Origin of the sequence: Paraperibacillus marinus (assembly GCF_046237605.1) — a bacterium.
GTDB classification, from domain to species: Bacteria; Bacillota; Bacilli; order Bacillales; family DSM-1321; genus Paraperibacillus; species Paraperibacillus marinus.
The window spans coordinates 2,936,543-2,955,543 of sequence record NZ_CP143542.1 but is presented as its reverse complement, the minus strand read 5'-3'; the positions used below and the strand labels follow the sequence as shown (position 1 = coordinate 2,955,543).

20 protein-coding genes are annotated in these 19,001 nt (G+C 46.7%); all 20 read left to right on the top strand.

Going from position 1 to position 19,001, the window contains the following annotated elements; translation table 11 throughout:
• Positions 1-154: 154 nt before the first annotated feature.
• The 20 genes from V1498_RS14845 (at position 155) to V1498_RS14750 (ending at position 18,936) form a co-directional block, all read left to right on the top strand.
• Positions 155-1,615: a UDP-N-acetylmuramoyl-L-alanyl-D-glutamate--2,6-diaminopimelate ligase gene (locus V1498_RS14845; RefSeq protein ID WP_409294464.1), complete on the top strand. Its 1,461-nt coding sequence runs from the start codon at positions 155-157 to the stop codon at positions 1,613-1,615.
• 134 nt (positions 1,616-1,749) lie between these two features.
• A complete protein-coding gene (mraY, locus tag V1498_RS14840; RefSeq protein ID WP_409292119.1) occupies positions 1,750-2,727 on the top strand; it encodes a phospho-N-acetylmuramoyl-pentapeptide-transferase in 978 nt (325 codons plus the stop codon).
• Positions 2,728-4,080 carry a UDP-N-acetylmuramoyl-L-alanine--D-glutamate ligase gene (gene murD, locus V1498_RS14835; protein WP_409294463.1) on the top strand — a complete coding sequence of 451 codons (1,353 nt, stop codon included), beginning with the start codon at positions 2,728-2,730 and terminating at the stop codon, positions 4,078-4,080.
• Between the two features lie 176 nt (positions 4,081-4,256).
• Positions 4,257-5,357, top strand: a complete 1,101-nt coding sequence (gene spoVE / locus V1498_RS14830; RefSeq protein WP_409294462.1) for a stage V sporulation protein E — start codon at positions 4,257-4,259, stop codon at positions 5,355-5,357.
• Between the two features lie 376 nt (positions 5,358-5,733).
• Positions 5,734-6,828, top strand: a complete 1,095-nt coding sequence (gene murG / locus V1498_RS14825) for an undecaprenyldiphospho-muramoylpentapeptide beta-N-acetylglucosaminyltransferase (protein WP_409294461.1) — start codon at positions 5,734-5,736, stop codon at positions 6,826-6,828.
• Positions 6,829-6,990: 162 nt separating this feature from the next.
• The gene (gene murB / locus V1498_RS14820; RefSeq protein ID WP_409294460.1) at positions 6,991-7,908 is read left to right on the top strand and encodes a UDP-N-acetylmuramate dehydrogenase; all 918 of its coding nucleotides are present in this window, start codon (positions 6,991-6,993) and stop codon (positions 7,906-7,908) included.
• A gap of 176 nt (positions 7,909-8,084) precedes the next feature.
• Complete coding sequence (locus V1498_RS14815) at positions 8,085-8,852, top strand: cell division protein FtsQ/DivIB (RefSeq protein WP_409294459.1); 768 nt, start codon at positions 8,085-8,087, stop codon at positions 8,850-8,852.
• Between the two features lies 1 nt (position 8,853).
• Positions 8,854-9,546, top strand: a complete 693-nt coding sequence (locus V1498_RS14810; protein ID WP_409294458.1) for a DUF881 domain-containing protein — start codon at positions 8,854-8,856, stop codon at positions 9,544-9,546.
• 28 nt (positions 9,547-9,574) lie between these two features.
• The gene (locus V1498_RS14805; protein WP_409294457.1) at positions 9,575-10,282 is read left to right on the top strand and encodes a DUF881 domain-containing protein; all 708 of its coding nucleotides are present in this window, start codon (positions 9,575-9,577) and stop codon (positions 10,280-10,282) included.
• 13 nt (positions 10,283-10,295) lie between these two features.
• Positions 10,296-10,652 carry a small basic family protein gene (locus V1498_RS14800; RefSeq protein WP_409294456.1) on the top strand — a complete coding sequence of 119 codons (357 nt, stop codon included), beginning with the start codon at positions 10,296-10,298 and terminating at the stop codon, positions 10,650-10,652.
• A gap of 135 nt (positions 10,653-10,787) precedes the next feature.
• Positions 10,788-12,083 carry a cell division protein FtsA gene (gene ftsA, locus V1498_RS14795; protein ID WP_409294455.1) on the top strand — a complete coding sequence of 432 codons (1,296 nt, stop codon included), beginning with the start codon at positions 10,788-10,790 and terminating at the stop codon, positions 12,081-12,083.
• Positions 12,084-12,122: 39 nt separating this feature from the next.
• Positions 12,123-13,292 (top strand): cell division protein FtsZ, encoded by a 1,170-nt coding sequence (gene ftsZ, locus V1498_RS14790; protein ID WP_409294454.1) that lies wholly within the window; start codon positions 12,123-12,125, stop codon positions 13,290-13,292.
• Positions 13,293-13,638: 346 nt separating this feature from the next.
• On the top strand, positions 13,639-14,547 hold the full coding sequence (spoIIGA, locus tag V1498_RS14785; RefSeq protein ID WP_409299308.1) for a sigma-E processing peptidase SpoIIGA: 909 nt from the start codon (positions 13,639-13,641) through the stop codon (positions 14,545-14,547).
• Positions 14,548-14,577: 30 nt separating this feature from the next.
• Positions 14,578-15,297: an RNA polymerase sporulation sigma factor SigE gene (gene sigE, locus V1498_RS14780; protein ID WP_409294453.1), complete on the top strand. Its 720-nt coding sequence runs from the start codon at positions 14,578-14,580 to the stop codon at positions 15,295-15,297.
• Between the two features lie 176 nt (positions 15,298-15,473).
• Positions 15,474-16,253, top strand: a complete 780-nt coding sequence (sigG, locus tag V1498_RS14775; RefSeq protein ID WP_409292135.1) for an RNA polymerase sporulation sigma factor SigG — start codon at positions 15,474-15,476, stop codon at positions 16,251-16,253.
• Between the two features lie 135 nt (positions 16,254-16,388).
• A complete protein-coding gene (locus tag V1498_RS14770) occupies positions 16,389-16,649 on the top strand; it encodes a YlmC/YmxH family sporulation protein (protein ID WP_409294452.1) in 261 nt (86 codons plus the stop codon).
• A 60-nt stretch (positions 16,650-16,709) separates the two neighbouring features.
• Positions 16,710-17,549, top strand: a complete 840-nt coding sequence (gene pgeF, locus V1498_RS14765) for a peptidoglycan editing factor PgeF (protein ID WP_409294451.1) — start codon at positions 16,710-16,712, stop codon at positions 17,547-17,549.
• Positions 17,533-18,201 (top strand): YggS family pyridoxal phosphate-dependent enzyme, encoded by a 669-nt coding sequence (locus V1498_RS14760; protein WP_409294450.1) that lies wholly within the window; start codon positions 17,533-17,535, stop codon positions 18,199-18,201. Before pgeF ends, V1498_RS14760 begins: the two co-directional genes overlap by 17 nt.
• A gap of 18 nt (positions 18,202-18,219) precedes the next feature.
• Positions 18,220-18,666: a cell division protein SepF gene (locus V1498_RS14755; RefSeq protein WP_409294449.1), complete on the top strand. Its 447-nt coding sequence runs from the start codon at positions 18,220-18,222 to the stop codon at positions 18,664-18,666.
• Between the two features lie 6 nt (positions 18,667-18,672).
• Positions 18,673-18,936: a YggT family protein gene (locus V1498_RS14750; protein WP_409294448.1), complete on the top strand. Its 264-nt coding sequence runs from the start codon at positions 18,673-18,675 to the stop codon at positions 18,934-18,936.
• The last annotated feature ends 65 nt before the right edge of the window (positions 18,937-19,001 follow it).

Below are 19,001 nucleotides of genomic sequence, written 5' to 3'. Positions count from 1 at the left end.
TATAATTTTCAGCCGTTTTTTTATTTGGTTCTTTACATGCCGGCTGGCCCCGGCGGCGTATCAGCATTTTTAGTTCTATTTTAATTAGCAGAAACGCTTGTTTTCGTATAGAATATAAGTTAGTGTTTTAGTTTAGATTGTGAGGAATGAAAAGATGAAGCTACATAGTTTGATAAGCAGCCTGCCTTTTATTCAGCTGCCTGAAGAAAATCCCGAAATTGTGTCCATCGAAAACGACCATAGGCTGGTTAAAGAAGGCAGCCTTTTTATATGCATCAAAGGATACACGGTGGATGGGCATGACCTGGCCGCCCAAGCGGTATCGCGCGGGGCTTATGCCATCATTGCCGAAAGGGAAGTGAATGCTTCTGTACCGGTTGTGATGGTGCCTGAAACAGCGAAGGCGATGGCAGTCCTTGCCGATGCCTTCTACGGCCATCCGACCCAGAGTTTGCGGCTGATTGGAATTACCGGCACGAATGGCAAGACGACCACAAGCCATCTTATTGAAAAGATCCTGAGCGATGCTGGATCCAAAACGGGCTTGATTGGGACGATGTATACTAAAATTGGCGATGAGACGCAGGAAACAAAAAATACTACGCCTGACAGCCTGACCCTGCAGAAAATATTCAGCAAGATGGTCAAGCGGGACGTCACGGATGCTGTGATGGAAGTTTCATCACATGCCCTTGAACTTGGCCGTGTCAATGGCTGCGATTATGATATTGCTGTATTCACCAATCTTACGCAGGATCATCTTGACTTCCATGGCAGCATGGAAAATTACAAATTTGCCAAAGGCCTGTTATTTGCAAGGCTTGGCAGTGCATTTCCAGCAGGTAAACCGAAATTCGCAGTCCTGAACGCCGATGATGAGGCGTCACTGGACTTTGCCAAATATACGGCAGCGCAGGTTATTACTTACGGAATTGACCAGCCATCGGATATCCGTGCCATGAATCTGGAAATCACCGCTTCCGGCACGAGCTTTACACTTCAGGCATTCGGCAATGAACATTCGGTCCAGCTGAAGCTGGCTGGAAAATTCAATGTCTATAACGCCCTTGCTGCAATTGCAGCCGGCCTTTCAGCCGGCATTCCGCTTACAGGAATTATTCAATCTCTCTCTGAAGTAAAGGGAGTTTCCGGCAGGTTTGAACTGGTGGATGAAGGCCAGGATTTTTCTGTAATCGTAGACTATTCCCACACACCTGACAGCCTTGAAAATGTAATCCGCACAGTCCGGGAATTCGCCAGGGGAGATGTTTATACAATCGTTGGCTGTGGAGGGGACAGAGACAGGACGAAGCGCCCGCTCATGGCCAAAATCGCATGCGATCTATCCACCCATGCCATCTTCACCTCTGATAATCCAAGAAGTGAAGATCCGCTGGAAATTATCAGGGATATGGAGGAAGGCGTAAAAGGGCAGAATTACCTGGTTATCCCGGATAGGAAGCAGGCAATCGGCCATGCCGTCTCAAAAGCAAAAAACGGCGATGTCATCATCATAGCCGGCAAGGGCCATGAAACCTATCAGATCATCGGGAGCGAAATACTCGACTTCGATGACAGACAGGTTGCACGAGGGTTCCTGGTGGAGCGCGGCTGAGATTCAGCTGTAGGGTCAGCCATGGTTATCTGCTTAATTTTACATTGATTTATCTTTATATTATTCTGTTAAAAGGGTACGGAACATATCTTAATTTTGATGATTTATCGTAATAGGAAAGAGGGAACCAATTCATGTTAGTGCAAGTTTTATTATTTACGATTTTGATGGGATTTTTAGTAACGGTTCTTCTCTCTCCGGTCTTCATACCATTCTTGAGAAGATTGAAATTCGGACAAAGCATCCGTGATGAAGGACCGAAATCACATCAAAAAAAATCAGGCACCCCGACAATGGGAGGGCTGATCATCCTTCTGTCGGTTACAGCTTCGAGCCTGGTCATGACCATGAAATTTTCTGAAATTACGATAGAAACCATGCTGCTGCTCCTGGTTACACTCGGCTTTGGGCTGCTCGGTTTTTTGGATGACTTTATCAAAGTGGTAATGAAGAGGAATCTGGGTCTTACTTCGAGGCAGAAGCTTCTTGGCCAGATCATCATAGCGGTGATCTTTTATCTTGTCTTCAAATCAAGCGGCAGCTTTACCTCAGAACTAACGATACCAGGTACATCTGTCACCTTTGATTTAGGATGGCTGTATGTAGCTGTTGTCATCTTCTGGCTCGTAGGTTTTTCAAATGCGACCAATCTTACCGATGGCCTGGACGGCCTGCTGTCCGGAACCGCTGCGATTGCGTTCGGTGCCTTTGCTGTCCTTGCCTGGAATCAGTCGCAATATGATGTGGCCGTGTTCAGCATCGCAATGAGCGGCGCGCTGCTTGGCTTCCTGGTATTCAATGCGCATCCCGCCAAGGTATTTATGGGAGATACGGGATCTCTGGCGCTTGGGGGTGCACTGGCGACCGTGGCCATGCTGACGAAGCTTGAGCTGCTGCTGGTCATTATCGGCGGAGTGTTTGTCATTGAAACTCTTTCGGTAATCCTGCAGGTTATCTCATTTAAAACAACGGGTAAAAGAATATTTAAAATGAGCCCGCTCCACCACCACTATGAGCTTGTCGGCTGGTCTGAGTGGCGTGTGGTTGTGACATTTTGGTCGGTCGGATTTTTGTTTGCTGTATTAGGAATCTATCTAGAGGTGTGGTTATAGGTGAAGGAAGTTACGAAATATATCAGAAAAAAAGTCCTGGTACTGGGCCTGGCCAAGAGCGGTGTGAGTGCAGCTCTGCTCCTGCATAGGCTTGGAGCCTTTGTGACGGTCAATGATAAAAAGCCGATAGACGAGAACCCTGAAGCACAGGAGCTTGTGGAACAGGGCATTAAGGTGATTTGCGGGGACCATCCCATTGAACTATTGGATGAGGGATTTGAGTTGATTGTAAAGAATCCCGGCATTCCTTATACCATTCCTTTGGTTAAAGGAGCTGTAGAACGGGGTCTGCCGGTGATCACTGAAGTGGAGCTTGCCTATCAGATTTCCGAGGCACCATTTATAGGAATAACAGGAACAAACGGGAAGACCACGACCACTACGATCATTCATGAAATGCTTCAGGAGGGCGGTAAAAAACCTCTGATTGCAGGCAATATCGGGACAGTGGCCTCAGGTGTGGCGTCCCAGGCTGAGAAAGACAATACCATTGTCATTGAATTGTCTTCATTCCAGCTGATGGGCACAATGGAATTCAAGCCGCATATTGCTGTGCTGATCAATCTGTATGATGCCCATCTGGATTATCACGGTTCAAGGCAGGAATATGCAGATGCCAAGGGTGCGATCGGGAAAGCACAGACAGAGGATGACTATTTCATATATAATGCCGACCAGGAGGAAGTTGCTGCGCTTGCCAGGCGTTCGAAAGCAGCTCTCGTGCCTTTCTCTACCAAGAGGAAGGTTGAGGACGGGGCATATATCGAGGATGGATATATGTGCTTCAGGGGTGAAAGAGTGGCTGCTTTGTCCGAAATCGTTCTTCCAGGCCGCCATAACCAGGAAAATATCCTGTCTGCCATAGCCGCGGCCAAGCTTTCCGGTGTTCCAAATGAAGCGATCCAGACCGTCCTGTCTGTCTTCAAAGGAGTGAAGCACCGTACGCAGTTTGTGGCTGAGATCAATAAACGCAAATTCTACAATGATTCCAAAGCGACAAACATTTTATCTGCTTCAGCAGCCCTTGAATCATTTCAGGAACCGACCATCCTCCTTGCAGGAGGGCTGGACCGTGGAAATGAATTCGACGAACTGAAGCCGGCACTGGGGAATGTGAAGGCGCTGATTACTTTCGGGCAGACTGCTCCTAAAATTGAGAGAGTGGCAAAAGAAGCTGGAATATCTGTGATCAAACGTGTCGATAATGTAGAGGCAGCCGTGCCTGCAGCATACGGACTCTCGGAAGAAGGGGACTGCATCCTTCTCTCGCCTGCTTGTGCAAGCTGGGACCAATATAAAACTTTTGAGGTCAGGGGAGACATGTTTATGGAGGCCGTGCATAAACTTAAGTAAGAGCTTGGTTACAGATTGAAGCACGCACTCTTAAGCGGCTTTTTGCCGCAGCTTCTCAGCCTCAAGATGAACATCCAAAGTAACTGAGACGGTATGGGATTTCCCTATCGTCTTTTGTTATGCCAAAAGTCCAATGCTTTTTCGGCCGCTCAAAAACTTTCAGCCTGAGGTGGACCATGCCTTTAAAAAAATCAAATCCAGACTTCATTTTAATCATTGTGACCCTGGGACTTTTGGCAGTCGGTCTAATCATGGTGTACAGTGCAAGCGCCATTTGGGCAGATTACAAATTCAATGATTCATTTTTTTTCGCTAAACGCCAGGTCCTCTTTGCCGGTGTCGGAATTCTTGCCATGTTTTTCATCATGAACATTGATTATTGGACATGGAGGACATGGGCTAAAATTATCCTGATTGTCTGCTTTGTCCTGCTTATTGCGGTATTGATTCCGGGAGTCGGGATGGTCCGGAATGGATCCAGGAGCTGGATCGGTGTTGGTGCGTTTTCCATCCAGCCGTCCGAATTCATGAAACTTGCGATGATAGCCTTTCTCGCTAAGTTTCTTGCGGAGAGGCAGAAGTTTATCACCTCTTTTAAATCCGGACTCCTGCCGGCACTGGCCCTTGTGTTCACAGCTTTCGCCTTCATTATGCTTCAGCCCGACCTTGGGACAGGTACGGTCATGACTGGAACTTGCATTGTAATGATTTTCGTTTCAGGCGCCCGTGTCAGTCACTTCGCGTGGCTTGGCTTTCTCGGCGCTGCGGGATTCGCGGGTTTGATCCTGTCTGCTCCTTATCGCATCAAAAGGATCACTTCATTCCTGGATCCCTGGCAGGATCCGCTCGGCAGCGGCTTCCAGATCATTCAATCCTTATATGCCATTGGTCCCGGAGGACTTTTTGGGCTGGGATTGGGTCAGAGCAGGCAGAAATTCTTCTATCTGCCTGAGCCGCAGACTGATTTTATTTTTGCCATTTTGTCAGAGGAGCTTGGATTTATCGGAGGGTCATTAGTCATCTTATTATTCGCGCTGCTTCTATGGAGAGGCATCAGGATATCCCTTGGGGCGCCTGACTTATATGGCAGTCTCCTCGCTGTAGGGATCATTGCCATGGTAGCCATACAGGTGATGATCAATATTGGAGTGGTGACAGGGCTGATGCCTGTCACCGGGATCACACTGCCTTTCCTGAGCTACGGTGGATCTTCCTTGACACTCATGCTGATGGCCATTGGCGTGTTGTTGAACATAAGCAGATATGCCCGGTATTAATGGGCAGCCTGACCCATTTTGTTCTGCAGGAGTCCTCCTGCAGGGCTTTTTTATCTGTAACGGATCTCCAGCATATGGGCTATCCATGAGGTGGGCTCGCTTTCAGCTGACTGCTGAAGAAAAATCAGGAAAAACTTCCATAACTTATGAACATAATTAGTTATTTTTTCAGTTGGAAAAGGAAGCCGGTTTAGAATATAGTATAAGTGGGTAAAGCGACTAAGCTGCCTTTATCATGGGATTTTTCATTTCCCTTTTGTGCATTAATCCTTATAATGATATGGTTGATTCATTAAGGCAGATAAAAATGGGGTTCGGAGCAGTGTATCATTTGCTTCCAGCCAATGTGTCTACTAAATTTGAGGTGGCTTTCATAATGAAAATTGCGGTAAGCGGAGGCGGGACCGGAGGGCATATTTATCCGGCACTCGCCTTGATTAGAGAAATAAAAAAGAAAGATCCAAAAGCCGAGTTTCTGTACATAGGAACAGAGAACGGCCTGGAGGGCAGCATTGTACCCCGTGAAGGCATCCCATTCGAGTCCATCCGTATAACCGGATTTAAAAGGAAGCTGTCCTTTGAGAACGTCAAGACTATCATGCGTTTCCTAAAAGGTGTGAGGGACAGCAGGAAGATGCTTAAGCAGTTCAAACCGGATATAGTGATCGGCACTGGAGGATATGTCTGCGGCCCTGTGGTTTATGCGGCTGCGAAGCTTAAAATACCTGCTGTTGTGCATGAACAAAACAGCCTTCCCGGCCTTACCAATAAGTTTTTATCAAGATATGTCGATAAAGTGGCCATCTGCTTTGAAGATGCCCGGGCATTCTTCCCGGCCGAAAAAGTTGAAATGACGGGAAATCCGAGAGCGTCAGAAGTGGTTGATTATAAAGGAAAGCAGGGAATTGCAGAACTCGGACTCTCGCCTGATAAAAAGACAGTCCTTGTATTCGGGGGGAGCAGGGGGGCAAAGCCCATCAATAGCGCGATCGTTAAGATTCTTGCTGAGCTTAGGGAGAAACCTTATCAAATCCTCTATATAACAGGCGAAGTTCATTATGAATCGACCCTGAAGGAAATAAAACTCCATGCAGATCCTGAGAATGTGGTGATTAAGCCGTTCCTGCATAATATGCCGGAAATACTTGCGGGTATAGATCTTGCTGTGACAAGGGCAGGCGCCACTACGCTTGCGGAACTCACTGCTCTCGGAATTCCCAGTATTTTGATTCCGAGTCCCTATGTCACGGATAACCATCAGGAGAAAAATGCAAGGGCTTTGAGTGACCATGGCGCTGCAGAATTGATCCTTGAAAAGGATCTATCCGGTGCATCATTGCTGAAAGCCATGGATTCCATCATGCTGGACCCGGCCAAAACTATGGACATGAAAGTGGCGGCGAGGAAAATTGGCATCCCTGATGCAGCAGGCAGGCTGTACAGCCTGATGGAGGAACTTGCCAAGAAGTGAATGTATAATCTGAATAATAAGGTTTAAATGATACAGGGAAGCTTTGAACAAACGGAGAAATACAATTAAAGCAGATAAACCCTCGAACAGCGGGGCTGTGGATCTGCTTTTCTGTTTGGCGTGAGAGGTTTTTGCCTCCGCTTGAAGGAAGGAAGGTTACAAATGAAGGAAATTGTACGCGAGTTAAATGAGTTAGAGGTTGGGAAGGTTGCCGAGAATGAACCATTAGCCAGCCATACAACGATGAAGATCGGGGGACCGGCAGAATTATTCATCGAGCCGTCCTCCGTAGAAAATCTTGAAAAAACCATGCAGGTTATAAAAAAACACAATATAAAGTGGAGGGCGATCGGAAGGGGATCCAATCTGCTTGTTTTGGATGAAGGCATTGAAGGAGCGGTCATCAAGCTGTCCTCCGGTTTATCAGACCTTGAGATCAATGGAACAGAAATTCAGGTGGGAGGCGGGTACTCACTAGTAAGCCTTGCCACCCAGATCAGCAGGAAAGGACTATCGGGCCTTGAATTTGCAGGCGGGATTCCCGGGTCGGTCGGCGGCGCTGTTTATATGAACGCAGGTGCCCATGGCTCAGATATTTCAAAGATTCTGGTTAAAGCAAAAGTCCTTTTTGAAGATGCGACCATTGACTGGGTCACGAATGAAGAAATGGAATTTTCTTACCGGACATCAGTCCTGCAAAAGAAAAGGCCGGGAATTGTGATTGAAGCAGTGTTTGCGCTGAGCGAAGGAAACCGCGATACAATTGTGGAAGAAATCAAAAGCAATAAGGCATACAGGAAGGATACACAGCCCTATAACCTCCCCTGTGCAGGCAGTATCTTCAGAAATCCGCTTCCTCAGTATGCAGGAAGACTGATTGAAGATGCAGGGCTAAAGGGGCATTCGATAGGCGGGGCACAAATCTCCGATATGCACGGAAATTTCATCGTGAATGCAGGGGGAGCCACCGCAGAGGATGTGCTTGCACTGATCCAGCATATTAAGGATACAATCTTTGACAAATACGGTGTGGAAATGGAGACAGAAGTCGAAATTATAGGCAGGAAAATCGAGGGTTAGCCTCATTTGCCACCAGCATCTGTGATATAATTGTACATCAGAAATACAAGGGAACAATTCAATGATCAGACCTGGACCAGGTCCGGCCGCGGGTGACCGTCACCCGGGACGTTAACCGGTCCGGGAGATACAGGCCTCTTATATTTTTGCTGACGTGCTTTAGGAGAGGTGGAAAAATGGAAAAGGGCAATATTGTATCCATAGAAGAAAGAATCCCAAAACTTAAACAGATACGGAAAAAAAAGGCGAATAAACGTCTGGTTATTCTTTTGGCCTTCTTTTTCCTTCTGCTTGGTGCGCTCCTTTATTTGAAATCCCCTTTAAGCCATATCAAGGATATCCGCATACAGGGAAATAAGTATATATCTTCCGGGCATATTGAAAAAATCAGCGGACTGGCAATCGGTGATAATATCTGGGAAATCGATAAAGAGGCCGTCTGGCACAAGCTGAAGGGCAACCCGCAGATTAAAAACGCAAAAGTGTCTCTAAGCTTCCCTAACCATATCAATATTCATGTGGAAGAATATAGAAGGATCGGCTATCTCTCACGGGAGTCCCGGTTTTATCCGATTCTCCAGAGCGGGGAATTCCTTAAGCCGATGGTCAAAGGAGACCTTCCGGACTATGCGCCTATCCTGTCCGGCTTTTCCCAAGGTGCACCGCTGTCCCAGCTCGTGGATGAATTGTCCAAGCTGCCGCCGGAAATATTGAATTCGGTGTCAGAAATCCATAATAATCCAAAGAAAACAGATCCATACCACTTGATTATTTATATGAATGATGGATATGAAGTAAATGCCACAAGCAGGAGCCTTTCGGACAAGCTTGTTCATTATCCATCCATCATCAGCCAGCTGAATCCCGGGGTAAAAGGGGTAATCGATCTGGAAGTCGGTTCCTATTTCCGCGCCTATGAGAGTGAAGGGAAGGGGAAACAGTGATTTGAAGGTTAAAAGTAAACACCTTATCCTCTCCCTTGTCTGCCTTGTGCTCGGTTTCATGATTTCATTTTCCTATAAACAGGCGAATGAGGAAGAAGAGACGAGGATGTCAGAAAAGAGCTGGGACCGGGATTTCCAGCTGCGCAAAAAGCTAGTGGAACAGGAAGAAAAGACAAGAGAGCTTCAAAAGCAATTGATAGAAAAACAGACTGAGATCACTTCAGTTGAGAACGAGCTTGCCAAGGAGGCCAGGTCCTACTCCAGTATCACCAAGGAAGCAGGCAGGTACCGGCTGCATCTCGGCAAGGTGAAGACTAAGGGCGGAGGGATTGAAGTCACCCTTCAGGATGGGGATTTCAAGACTGGCGGCGATGTCAACGATTATCTTGTTCATGAACAGCACGTTTTCAAAGTGATCAACGAATTGTATGTATCAGGCGCCCAGGCTGCAGCTATAAACGGCCAGCGGCTCACCCGTAAATCCTACATCGTCTGCGATGGCCCGGTCATCGTAGTGGATGGCATACAGCATCCTGCACCATTTGTTATAAGTGCAATAGGTGACCCAAAGGTGATGGGTGCGGCCTTGAATATTGCAGGCGGCATCAAAGATCAGCTTGTCAATGAGAATATAGTGTTCACGTTGGAAGAAAAAGAACAGATTGTGATGGAACCGGTGTTTGGGAGCAGCTGATCCTGACCAGGAAAGCTGGGTGGATGATATGAAAATTAAGTGGGGCATGAGTGCGGCAGCAGCTTTGACCGGCCTAATGCTTGCGGTACAATTCCAGACAGTCAAAGATCCTAAAATCCAGGATACCAGAGACTCGTGGGAACTGCGGGCTGATATATTGGCGGAGAAGGACAGGCAGTCAAAGATACTGAGGGAATTGGGAGAACTGGAAGCACAGTCCGCCAGCTATAAAAACGATAAAAGCCGCAGCAAGGAAAAAGCCCTGCAGCAGACATTAAGTGAATTAAAAAAAGAAGCAGGCCTTACTGATGTTACCGGCCCTGGTGTGTATCTCACCATAGAGCCGCTCCCTGAAGCGGAAATGCTTGGCGGGACGGCCTATGCAGTTTCACCGGAACTGCTGAAGCGCCTCATCAATGAACTGAACATGTACAATGCCGAGCATATATCAATCAATGGCCACCGGATCATAGGCACATCCGTGATCCGGGAAATTAACGGCGAGCCTAAGCTTGATGGTTTTTCACTTAAGGATTATCCAATAAAGGTCAGGGTCATTTCAGAAGATGCGGTCAATCTTTATGACCGCATCAAGATATCAAAAGTCCTCGAGCAATTTTTTGTGGACAATCTTAAGGTCACTGTTTCAAGGCCCGTAAAACGGCTCTTGGTCCCTAAATATCAGCAGGATTTAAATATAAGATATTTAAAGCCCGGGGATTCAGGAAAAAGGTAAGGGGGAATTGCTGGTGTGGCTTCCTGTTTTTGGCCTGGCTGCCGGGCTTGTCATCGGACTGATGACCGACGTGAGAATTCCGGAAGAATATTCAAATTACCTCTCTATCGCCGTTCTCGCTGCCTTGGATACTCTGTTTGGCGGAATGCGTGCCTACCTGCAGAATCTTTATGATGAGAAGGTATTTGTTTCAGGCTTCTTTTTTAATATCCTTCTGGCTGCAAGTTTAGCTTTTCTAGGTGTTCATCTTGGTGTAGACTTGTATTTAGCTGCGATATTTGCATTCGGGGTAAGATTATTCCAGAATATTGCGGTAATCAGGAGGATCCTGCTGGTGAAATGGGCAGGGCCGGCTGAAAAAAATTTGTGAAATTAAAAGGTTTTGCCTGGGTTTTGACGAATGTTTTAATAGTAATTTAAAAACGTATATACTATCCTATATATTATAAATTCTACTATGTTGTTCTATTAAAAAAACTTTTCAGGTTAAAGGAGGTGCCATAGAATGAACAGCAATGAAATTTATGTAAGTCTTGACATCGGTACATCCAGTGTAAAAGTTATCATTGGTGAAATGGTCAATGACACATTAAACATTATTGGAGTTGGCAATGTAAAGTCGGAAGGAATTAAGAAAGGTTCCATTGTCGATATAGATGAGACGGTTCATTCTATTCAAAGGGCTGTGGAACAGGCTGAAAGAATGGTAGGGATGGAGATCAAGCGGGTGGTCGTCGGGATCAGCGGCAATCACATCATGCTCCAGCCATGTCACGGAGTGGTGGCAGTATCCAGCAGCAATAAGGAAATCACAGAAGAGGATGTCGCCCGTGTAAGGGAAGCATCAGAGCTGTTGACAATACCGGCTGACAGGGAAATCATCGATGTAATCCCTATCCACTACAAAGTGGACGAGCTGGACGAGATCAGTGATCCCCGCGGGATGATCGGCGTCCGTCTCGAGATGAGGGGCATACTTATAACAGGTCTTCGCACATTATTACATAATACTTTGCGCTGTGTTGAACGAGCGGGTCTCGAAATCACAGATATCGCATTGCAGCCCCTTGCTGCCGGATCACTTGTACTGTCGAAGGACGAAAAGGAGCTTGGAGTAGCGCTTGTTGATATAGGAGGAGGCTCCACAACCCTTGCTGTATTCGAGCAGGGACATCTGAAATTCACCTTCGCCATTCCAATCGGCGGCGAAACACTTACCAAGGACCTTTCGATTGTCCTCCGCACCACTACTGAAGATGCTGAAAAGATCAAATTGGCCCATGGGCATGCCTTCTACGATGAAGCATCGGAAGACGATGTTTTCAATGTTCCCATCATTGGAAGCGACCAGATGCAGCCATGCAATCAGCTGATGATTTCTGAGATAATCGAAGCAAGACTTTCGGAGATTTTTGACTTGATCACCGAAGAGCTCAGAAGAATGGGCTATCAGGATCTTCCTGGAGGCTTTGTGCTTACGGGCGGTGCAGTGAAGATGCCTGGGGTGCTGGAACTATCGCAAATGATCTTCCAGAACAGGGTCAGGATGGCAGAGCCTAACTATATAGGTGTAAGGGAACCGCAATATACGACGGCTGTAGGACTGATCAAGCATGCCTGCAGGAAGAGCCGCATGCAGGGTGAGTCGCTGGGTACTCCTGTGGCTGCCATGAATACAGCCGAAAAGGCTGAAAGAAGGACCAGCAAGTCATCCCAGCAGCCTAAAGAGAAAGCAGAAAAGCAGCCAGCAGAAAAAGGTGACTCAAAGTTCAAAAAGTTCCTTGGCTATTTCTTTGAATAAAAAATTCATCTTGGATATCGTTTAAATAGGAGGATTGTCATGTTAGAGTTTGATAGTAATTTAGATTCGTTAGCGACGATAAAAGTCATTGGCGTGGGCGGCGGCGGAAATAATGCTGTTAACCGTATGATAGAGCATGGTGTGCAGGGTGTGGAATTCATTGCCGTTAATACAGATGCGCAGGCACTGAACCTGTCCAAAGCGGAAATTAAGATGCAGATTGGCGGAAAATTAACCCGAGGCCTTGGTGCGGGTGCGAATCCTGAAGTGGGCAAAAAGGCAGCTGAAGAGAGCAAGGAGCAGATTGAAGAGGCTTTGCGCGGCGCTGACATGGTCTTCGTAACAGCTGGTATGGGAGGCGGTACAGGTACAGGTGCAGCTCCCGTAATTGCCCAGATTGCAAGAGATCTCGGAGCCTTGACTGTCGGTGTCGTTACCCGTCCTTTCACCTTTGAAGGAAGGAAGCGTGCAACTCAGGCCCAGGGTGGAATCTCAGGAATGAAAGAAGCGGTTGATACACTGATTGTCATCCCGAATGACCGTCTCCTTGAGATTGTTGATAAAAGCACTCCGATGCTTGAAGCTTTCAGGGAAGCTGATAATGTTCTGAGACAGGGTGTCCAGGGCATCTCTGACTTGATTGCAACCCCGGGTCTGATCAACCTTGACTTTGCGGATGTTAAGACTATCATGTCCAACAAAGGATCAGCATTAATGGGTATTGGTGTAGCAACAGGCGAAAACCGCGCAGCAGAAGCAGCCAAGAAGGCTGTATCCAGCCCGCTGCTTGAAACGGCCATTGATGGTGCCCAGGGTGTTCTTATGAACATCACAGGCGGGTCGAACCTGAGCCTGTTTGAAGTCCAGGAGGCAGCCGATATTGTAGCCTCTGCTTCCGATCAGGACGTGAACATGATTTTCGGTTCAGTTATCAATGAGAACCTGAAAGACGAAATCATCGTCACTGTCATTGCTACAGGGTTCACTGAAGCTGAAATCCAGCAGTCAAGACCACAGCGCCCTTCCATGAATCAGCAGCAGGCCCCTTCATACGGCCAGCAGCAGAACTCTTTCAGTTCACAGCGCCAGCAGCAGCCGGTAAAGCGTGAAATGAAAAGGGAAGAACCTGTAGAGCAGACTAATAGACAGCATGCTGATGAAACGTTAGACATTCCTACCTTCTTAAGAAATAGAAACCGCCGCCGTTAAGGATGGCGGGATAAAAAAGAGAGCGAGCTAAGAGCCGGTTGCCGGCCCTTGGACCGCTCTCTTTTTTTTGCCATCCTGACAAAGAGTCAAGCATTGCCTCACTGTTTTTTGCCGTTCCGGGCAAGGAATCCGGTTCGAGATCCGTCCTTTTCCCGCCCTGTAAAAGGATAGGGACAGCTGGGCTGCCCGGACTATATTTGAGGAAATATTACCTGACAATAAACCAAAAAAACTCTTAAAAAAATCCCGATTACCACCCCAAAAAGTGACAGATTTCAGAAGGGATGTACGCTATACTTCATTACAAACATACCTGTTTCATAGGCGGGGTGGTAGTTTTTTGGTTATGTACCTTGATGTGGTCTGGCTGCTGAATCTTCTATTTGATTCCTTGCTGCTGTATGGTGCAGCCATAGTGCTAAAAAGAAAAGCAGTGCCTCTTAGAATAGGTTTGGGAGGGCTGATCGGCTCTATCATCATCGTGCTTAATTTTACTCCTTTACATCCCCTTGTCTCCCATCCGGCCGGAAAGCTCTTATTCTCTGTTCTTATGACTCTCACCGCATTCGGTTATAAACGTTTCAGCTATTTCATGAAGGGGCTGATGGCACTTTATCTAATTACTTTCTTAATGGGTGGAAGCATGCTCGGCGCCCACTATTTATTTCAGTCAGAAATTGCCTCGTATAATACTCAGGCTGCCTATCTGCCGAACGCCTTTGGAGATCCGGTAAGCTGGCTGTTTATAATCATTGGATTTCCTCTTTCCTGGATGTTTTCCAAAAGGAATCTGGAAAGCCTTGAAATGACAAAAATTAAATATGACAGGCTGGTCAGCGTTTATATCAAGATTGGAGATTTTGAAGCAGCTGCGAGGGGCATGGTGGACAGCGGGAATTCATTGAATGATCCTTTGACACGCACACCTGTTATGATTTTTTCTTTGAAAGGGTATGAAGCAGAGCTTCCAGAAGGAATCCTGGCATTCCTTGAAAAACCTGATGATATGATGGCAGGCAGTGCCGATATTCCTTGGTCCCCGAGGCTCCGTCTTATACCAAGCAAGGCTATCGGTGTGGAGCACCAGCTGCTTGCGGCGTTCAAACCGGATTTTATCCAGATTGAAATATCAGGCAAGCCGGCAAGAATTAAGGGGCTTGTTTCCTTCACCCTTCAGCAGCTGTCTCCTGATGAAGAGTTTGCTGCCATTCTTCATCCAAAAATGATGCTTGGGGGAGAAACAATCAGTGCCTGATTGAGTTTTTTTATAAGGAGGAAGAATCACTTGAGAAAATGGCTGCTCCGCTTGAATTACTATTGGTATAAATTATTAATGAAACTGGGTTTAAAGACCGATGAAATTTATTACATTGGAGGCAGTGAAGCCCTGCCGCCTCCGCTCAGCAAGGAAGAAGAGGAAATACTGATCAAAAAACTCCCTTCCGGCGATGAAACGGCAAGGTCGATGCTGATTGAGCGAAATCTGCGGCTTGTGGTGTACATTGCCCGGAAATTCGAAAATACCGGAATCAATATTGAAGATTTGATCAGCATCGGAACGATCGGACTGATCAAGGCAGTCAATACGTTCAACCCCGAAAAGAAAATAAAGCTGGCTACATACGCTTCGCGCTGCATTGAGAATGAAATTCTCATGTATCTAAGGCGTAATAATAAGATTCGTTCGGAAGTTTCTTTCGATGAGCCCCTTAATATTGACTGGGATGGGAACGAGCTATTGCTTTCTGATGTACTTGGCACTGAGGAAGATATTATTACAAAAGATCTTGAAGCTAATGTGGACCGTAAATTGCTTACGAAAGCACTGCACCAGCTTACAGAACGGGAAAAGCAGATCATGGAACTGAGATTCGGCCTGGTTGGCGGCGAGGAGAAAACCCAGAAGGATGTGGCTGATATGCTTGGGATTTCTCAATCCTATATCTCACGCCTGGAAAAGCGGATCATCAAAAGATTGAGAAAAGAATTCAATAAGATGGTTTAGTAGTTACAAAGGAATATCCTGTAAAATTTTTTTTATCCTTAAAAGCCTTGTATGTCCTAGATTTTGGCTTGATCGATGCGGTCTGGGAGGCAGAAGGCGGCAGGATCAAATGCATATTTTTCCTTCTGACGGAGATACTGTTTTTTGTACAGCAGCTCCTGCAAGGAGGGAATGGATTGACTAGAAATAAAGTTGAAATTTGCGGGGTAGATACCTCAAAGCTTCCAGTTCTAAAGAATGAGGAAATGAGAAAGCTCTTTAAAGAAATGCAGGAAGGTGACGATTTTGCCCGCGAAAAGCTGGTGAATGGAAACCTCAGACTTGTTCTCAGTGTCATCCAAAGATTCAATAACCGCGGTGAATATGTAGATGACTTATTCCAGGTGGGCTGTATTGGACTTATGAAATCCATTGATAATTTTGATTTGGGTCAGAATGTGAAGTTTTCGACGTATGCCGTACCGATGATCATTGGTGAAATCAGGAGGTATCTGAGGGACAACAATCCGATCAGGGTATCCAGGTCGCTTCGGGATATTGCTTACAAAGCCCTTCAGGTAAAGGAAAGGCTTATGAGCGAGACATCACGTGAACCAACGGCTGAGGAAATAGCCAAAGTCCTGGAAGTGCCGCATGAGGAAATAGTGTTTGCCCTGGATGCCATCCAGGATCCCGTATCACTGTTCGAGCCCATTTACAATGATGGCGGCGATCCCATTTATGTGATGGATCAGCTCAGTGATGAGAAGAACAAGGACAATCTGTGGATAGACGAGATTGCCTTGAAAGAGGGAATGAGAAGGCTCAATGAGCGGGAGAAAATGATCTTGAGGAAGCGTTTCTTCCAAGGTAAGACACAGATGGAGGTTGCAGACGAGATCGGCATTTCCCAGGCTCAGGTATCAAGGCTTGAAAAGGCTGCCATTAAACAGATGAATAAGAATATCCAGCATTGAATCTATGCGGATTAGGCTTGCAATATAATAAAGCGTAACCAGGAGGCTGTTACTGACAGCCTCTTTTCTCTGTTTTCCATCATGTGGATGATCTGTAAAACATATAATGGGTAAAAAACGGCTGGGGGGATAATCATGAATCTGCTCGCTGATCTCCAGAAAAAGGATATCATTGCCCTGAATGACGGGAGCATCCTGGGTACCGCCATCGATGTGGAATTGGAACCCTCAACAGGACAAATCATCTCATTGATTGTTTCAAAAAACAGGACGCATAGTCTTTTCAGCCAAGATCCAGAGGTTTTGATTCCCTGGGAGCAAATTGTTAAGATCGGTACAGAAGTCATATTCGTTAAATCCGCTTCCGGGCTGGATCCTTTTCAGAAGGGAACGTAAAAAATTCCGGGATTCCACAATATATGGTAAACTGAAAAAAAAGTAAAAAGAGGTTGACATATGTCAGAACCATTTATAAAGGCGGAGCAAAAATATTTCAAGCTGTCTCCATTTGCGGATAAGGACCCCCGCATTACAGCCGGCTTCACTTCAAGAGAAGGCGGCACATCCGGGACTCATTTCAACTCATTGAATATGGGATATCATGTAAGGGATGACGAGGAGAAGGTCACCGCAAACAGAGACCAGCTTGCCGGGGAAATCGGGTTTGGGCTGCCATCCTGGTGCGGTGCTGAACAGACTCATGGCACGAATATCCTTAAGGTCACAAAAGAACATGCGGGCATGGGAGCAGACAGCTATATATCTGCCATCAAGGACACCGATGGGTTTTATACGGATCAGGAGGGCCTTCTTTTGACCATGTGTTTTGCGGACTGTGTCCCGCTTTATTTTTTGGCACCTGAGAGGGGGATGGCGGGCATCGCCCATGCCGGCTGGAAGGGAACAACAGGCGGAATCGGCTCTAAGATGGCAGAGAGGTGGGGTAAAGAAGGGATCCTTCCCTCTGAAATTTTTGCTGCAATCGGCCCATCGATCTGCAAATCGTGTTATATTGTAGACGACAGAGTGATAAATTTCGCTAAAAACAGACTAGAAGAAGCTGACAAAAAGCCCTATAATCAAATTAAAGAGGGACAATATGAGCTGGATCTGAAAGAACTTAACTCGATCATCCTGCAAAAGGCCGGCATACCTGCCGATAACATATATGTATCCAGCATGTGTACAAGCTGTCACAGCTCCTTTTTCTCCCATCGGAAAGACAGGGGGAAGACCGGCCGGATGATGGGCTTTATCGGCTGGAAGGAGGAAGCATCACGTGAAGGTAGCAGATAATCTGGAAGTTATAAACGAAAAGATAAAGGCAGCATGCGAAAAGAGCGGGCGTGCCACGGGTGAAATCAGCCTTGTAGCCGTCACCAAGTACGTTACAGCTGAAAGGGCTGCTGAAGCCCTTGAATCAGGCGTAACCCATCTGGGTGAGAACAGGGATGAAGGACTGCTCGAAAAGTGGGCGGTCCTTAAGGACAGGCCTGCCTGGCACTTCATCGGGAGCCTGCAGACCAGAAAAGTCAAGAATATCATTGATAAAGTCGAATACATCCATTCACTCGACAGGATTTCGCTTGCAGATGAAATACAAAAAAGAGCTTCAGCACCCATCAAATGTTTTATCCAGGTCAATGTATCCGGGGAAGAATCAAAGCACGGGCTGGAGCCCGGGGCGGTCGCAGGTTTCATAAAGGAAATCAGCAGCCATGACCGCATCATCACAGCCGGGCTTATGACCATGGCCCCCCTGACCGATGATGAAGAAAAAATCCGCACAAGCTTCAGGGAATTAAGGAATCTTAGGGATCAGATACAGCAGCTCGGCATAGCCAACGCTCCTTGTACGGAATTGTCCATGGGGATGTCAAACGATTTTCAAATTGCCATTGAGGAAGGTGCCACATTCATCCGTATTGGCACCGCTTTGGTCGGCTAAATTTAAGGAGGCAGACAGATGACGATTGTATCAAAATTCAAATCATTCTTTGCTCTTGATGATGAAGTGGAATACAGGGAGGAAATCATGGAAGAGGAATTTGAACAGAAGCGGCCGGCCAAGGGCTTCAAACAGGCCGGAAGCGGGCAGAATGTGGTCAGCCTGCAAAGCGTCCAAAAACCGAATTCCAAGGTATTCCTTGCAGAACCCCGTGCATATTCAGAGGCACAATCTGTTGCGGACGAATTGAAGAACAAAAGGGCTGTTGTCGTGAATCTCCAGAAAATTGAGCATGACCAGGCAAAAAGAATCGTCGACTTTTTAAGCGGTACCGTTTATGCGCTTGGCGGAGACATCCAAAGAATCGGGACCAATATATTTCTATGCACCCCTGATAATGTAGACGTCTCTGGAACGATCACAGGGTTTGCCCATGAACAGGAATTTGAAGAAGCGAGGTGGTAAGAGGCTATGGAATTGGTCTTTGACACTGCCGGAACGTTATTGCAGATTTACTCATACGCTTTAATCATTTATGTTCTGATGGGCTGGTTCGGCGGGGCCAGGCAGACAAGCATCGGACAGCTGCTTGCCCGGATCTGCGAGCCTTACCTGCAGCCGTTCAGGAGGGTCATCCCGTCCATGGGGATGCTTGATATATCTCCTATTGTCGCGTTCATTATCCTGAATTATGCCGGCACTGGTCTTCGGCAGATTTATTCCTGGATTGCATGACCGGCATAAACATAAACCTTGCCAGACATGCGCTGGCGGGTTTTTTTGATAGCTTTGTTATAGCT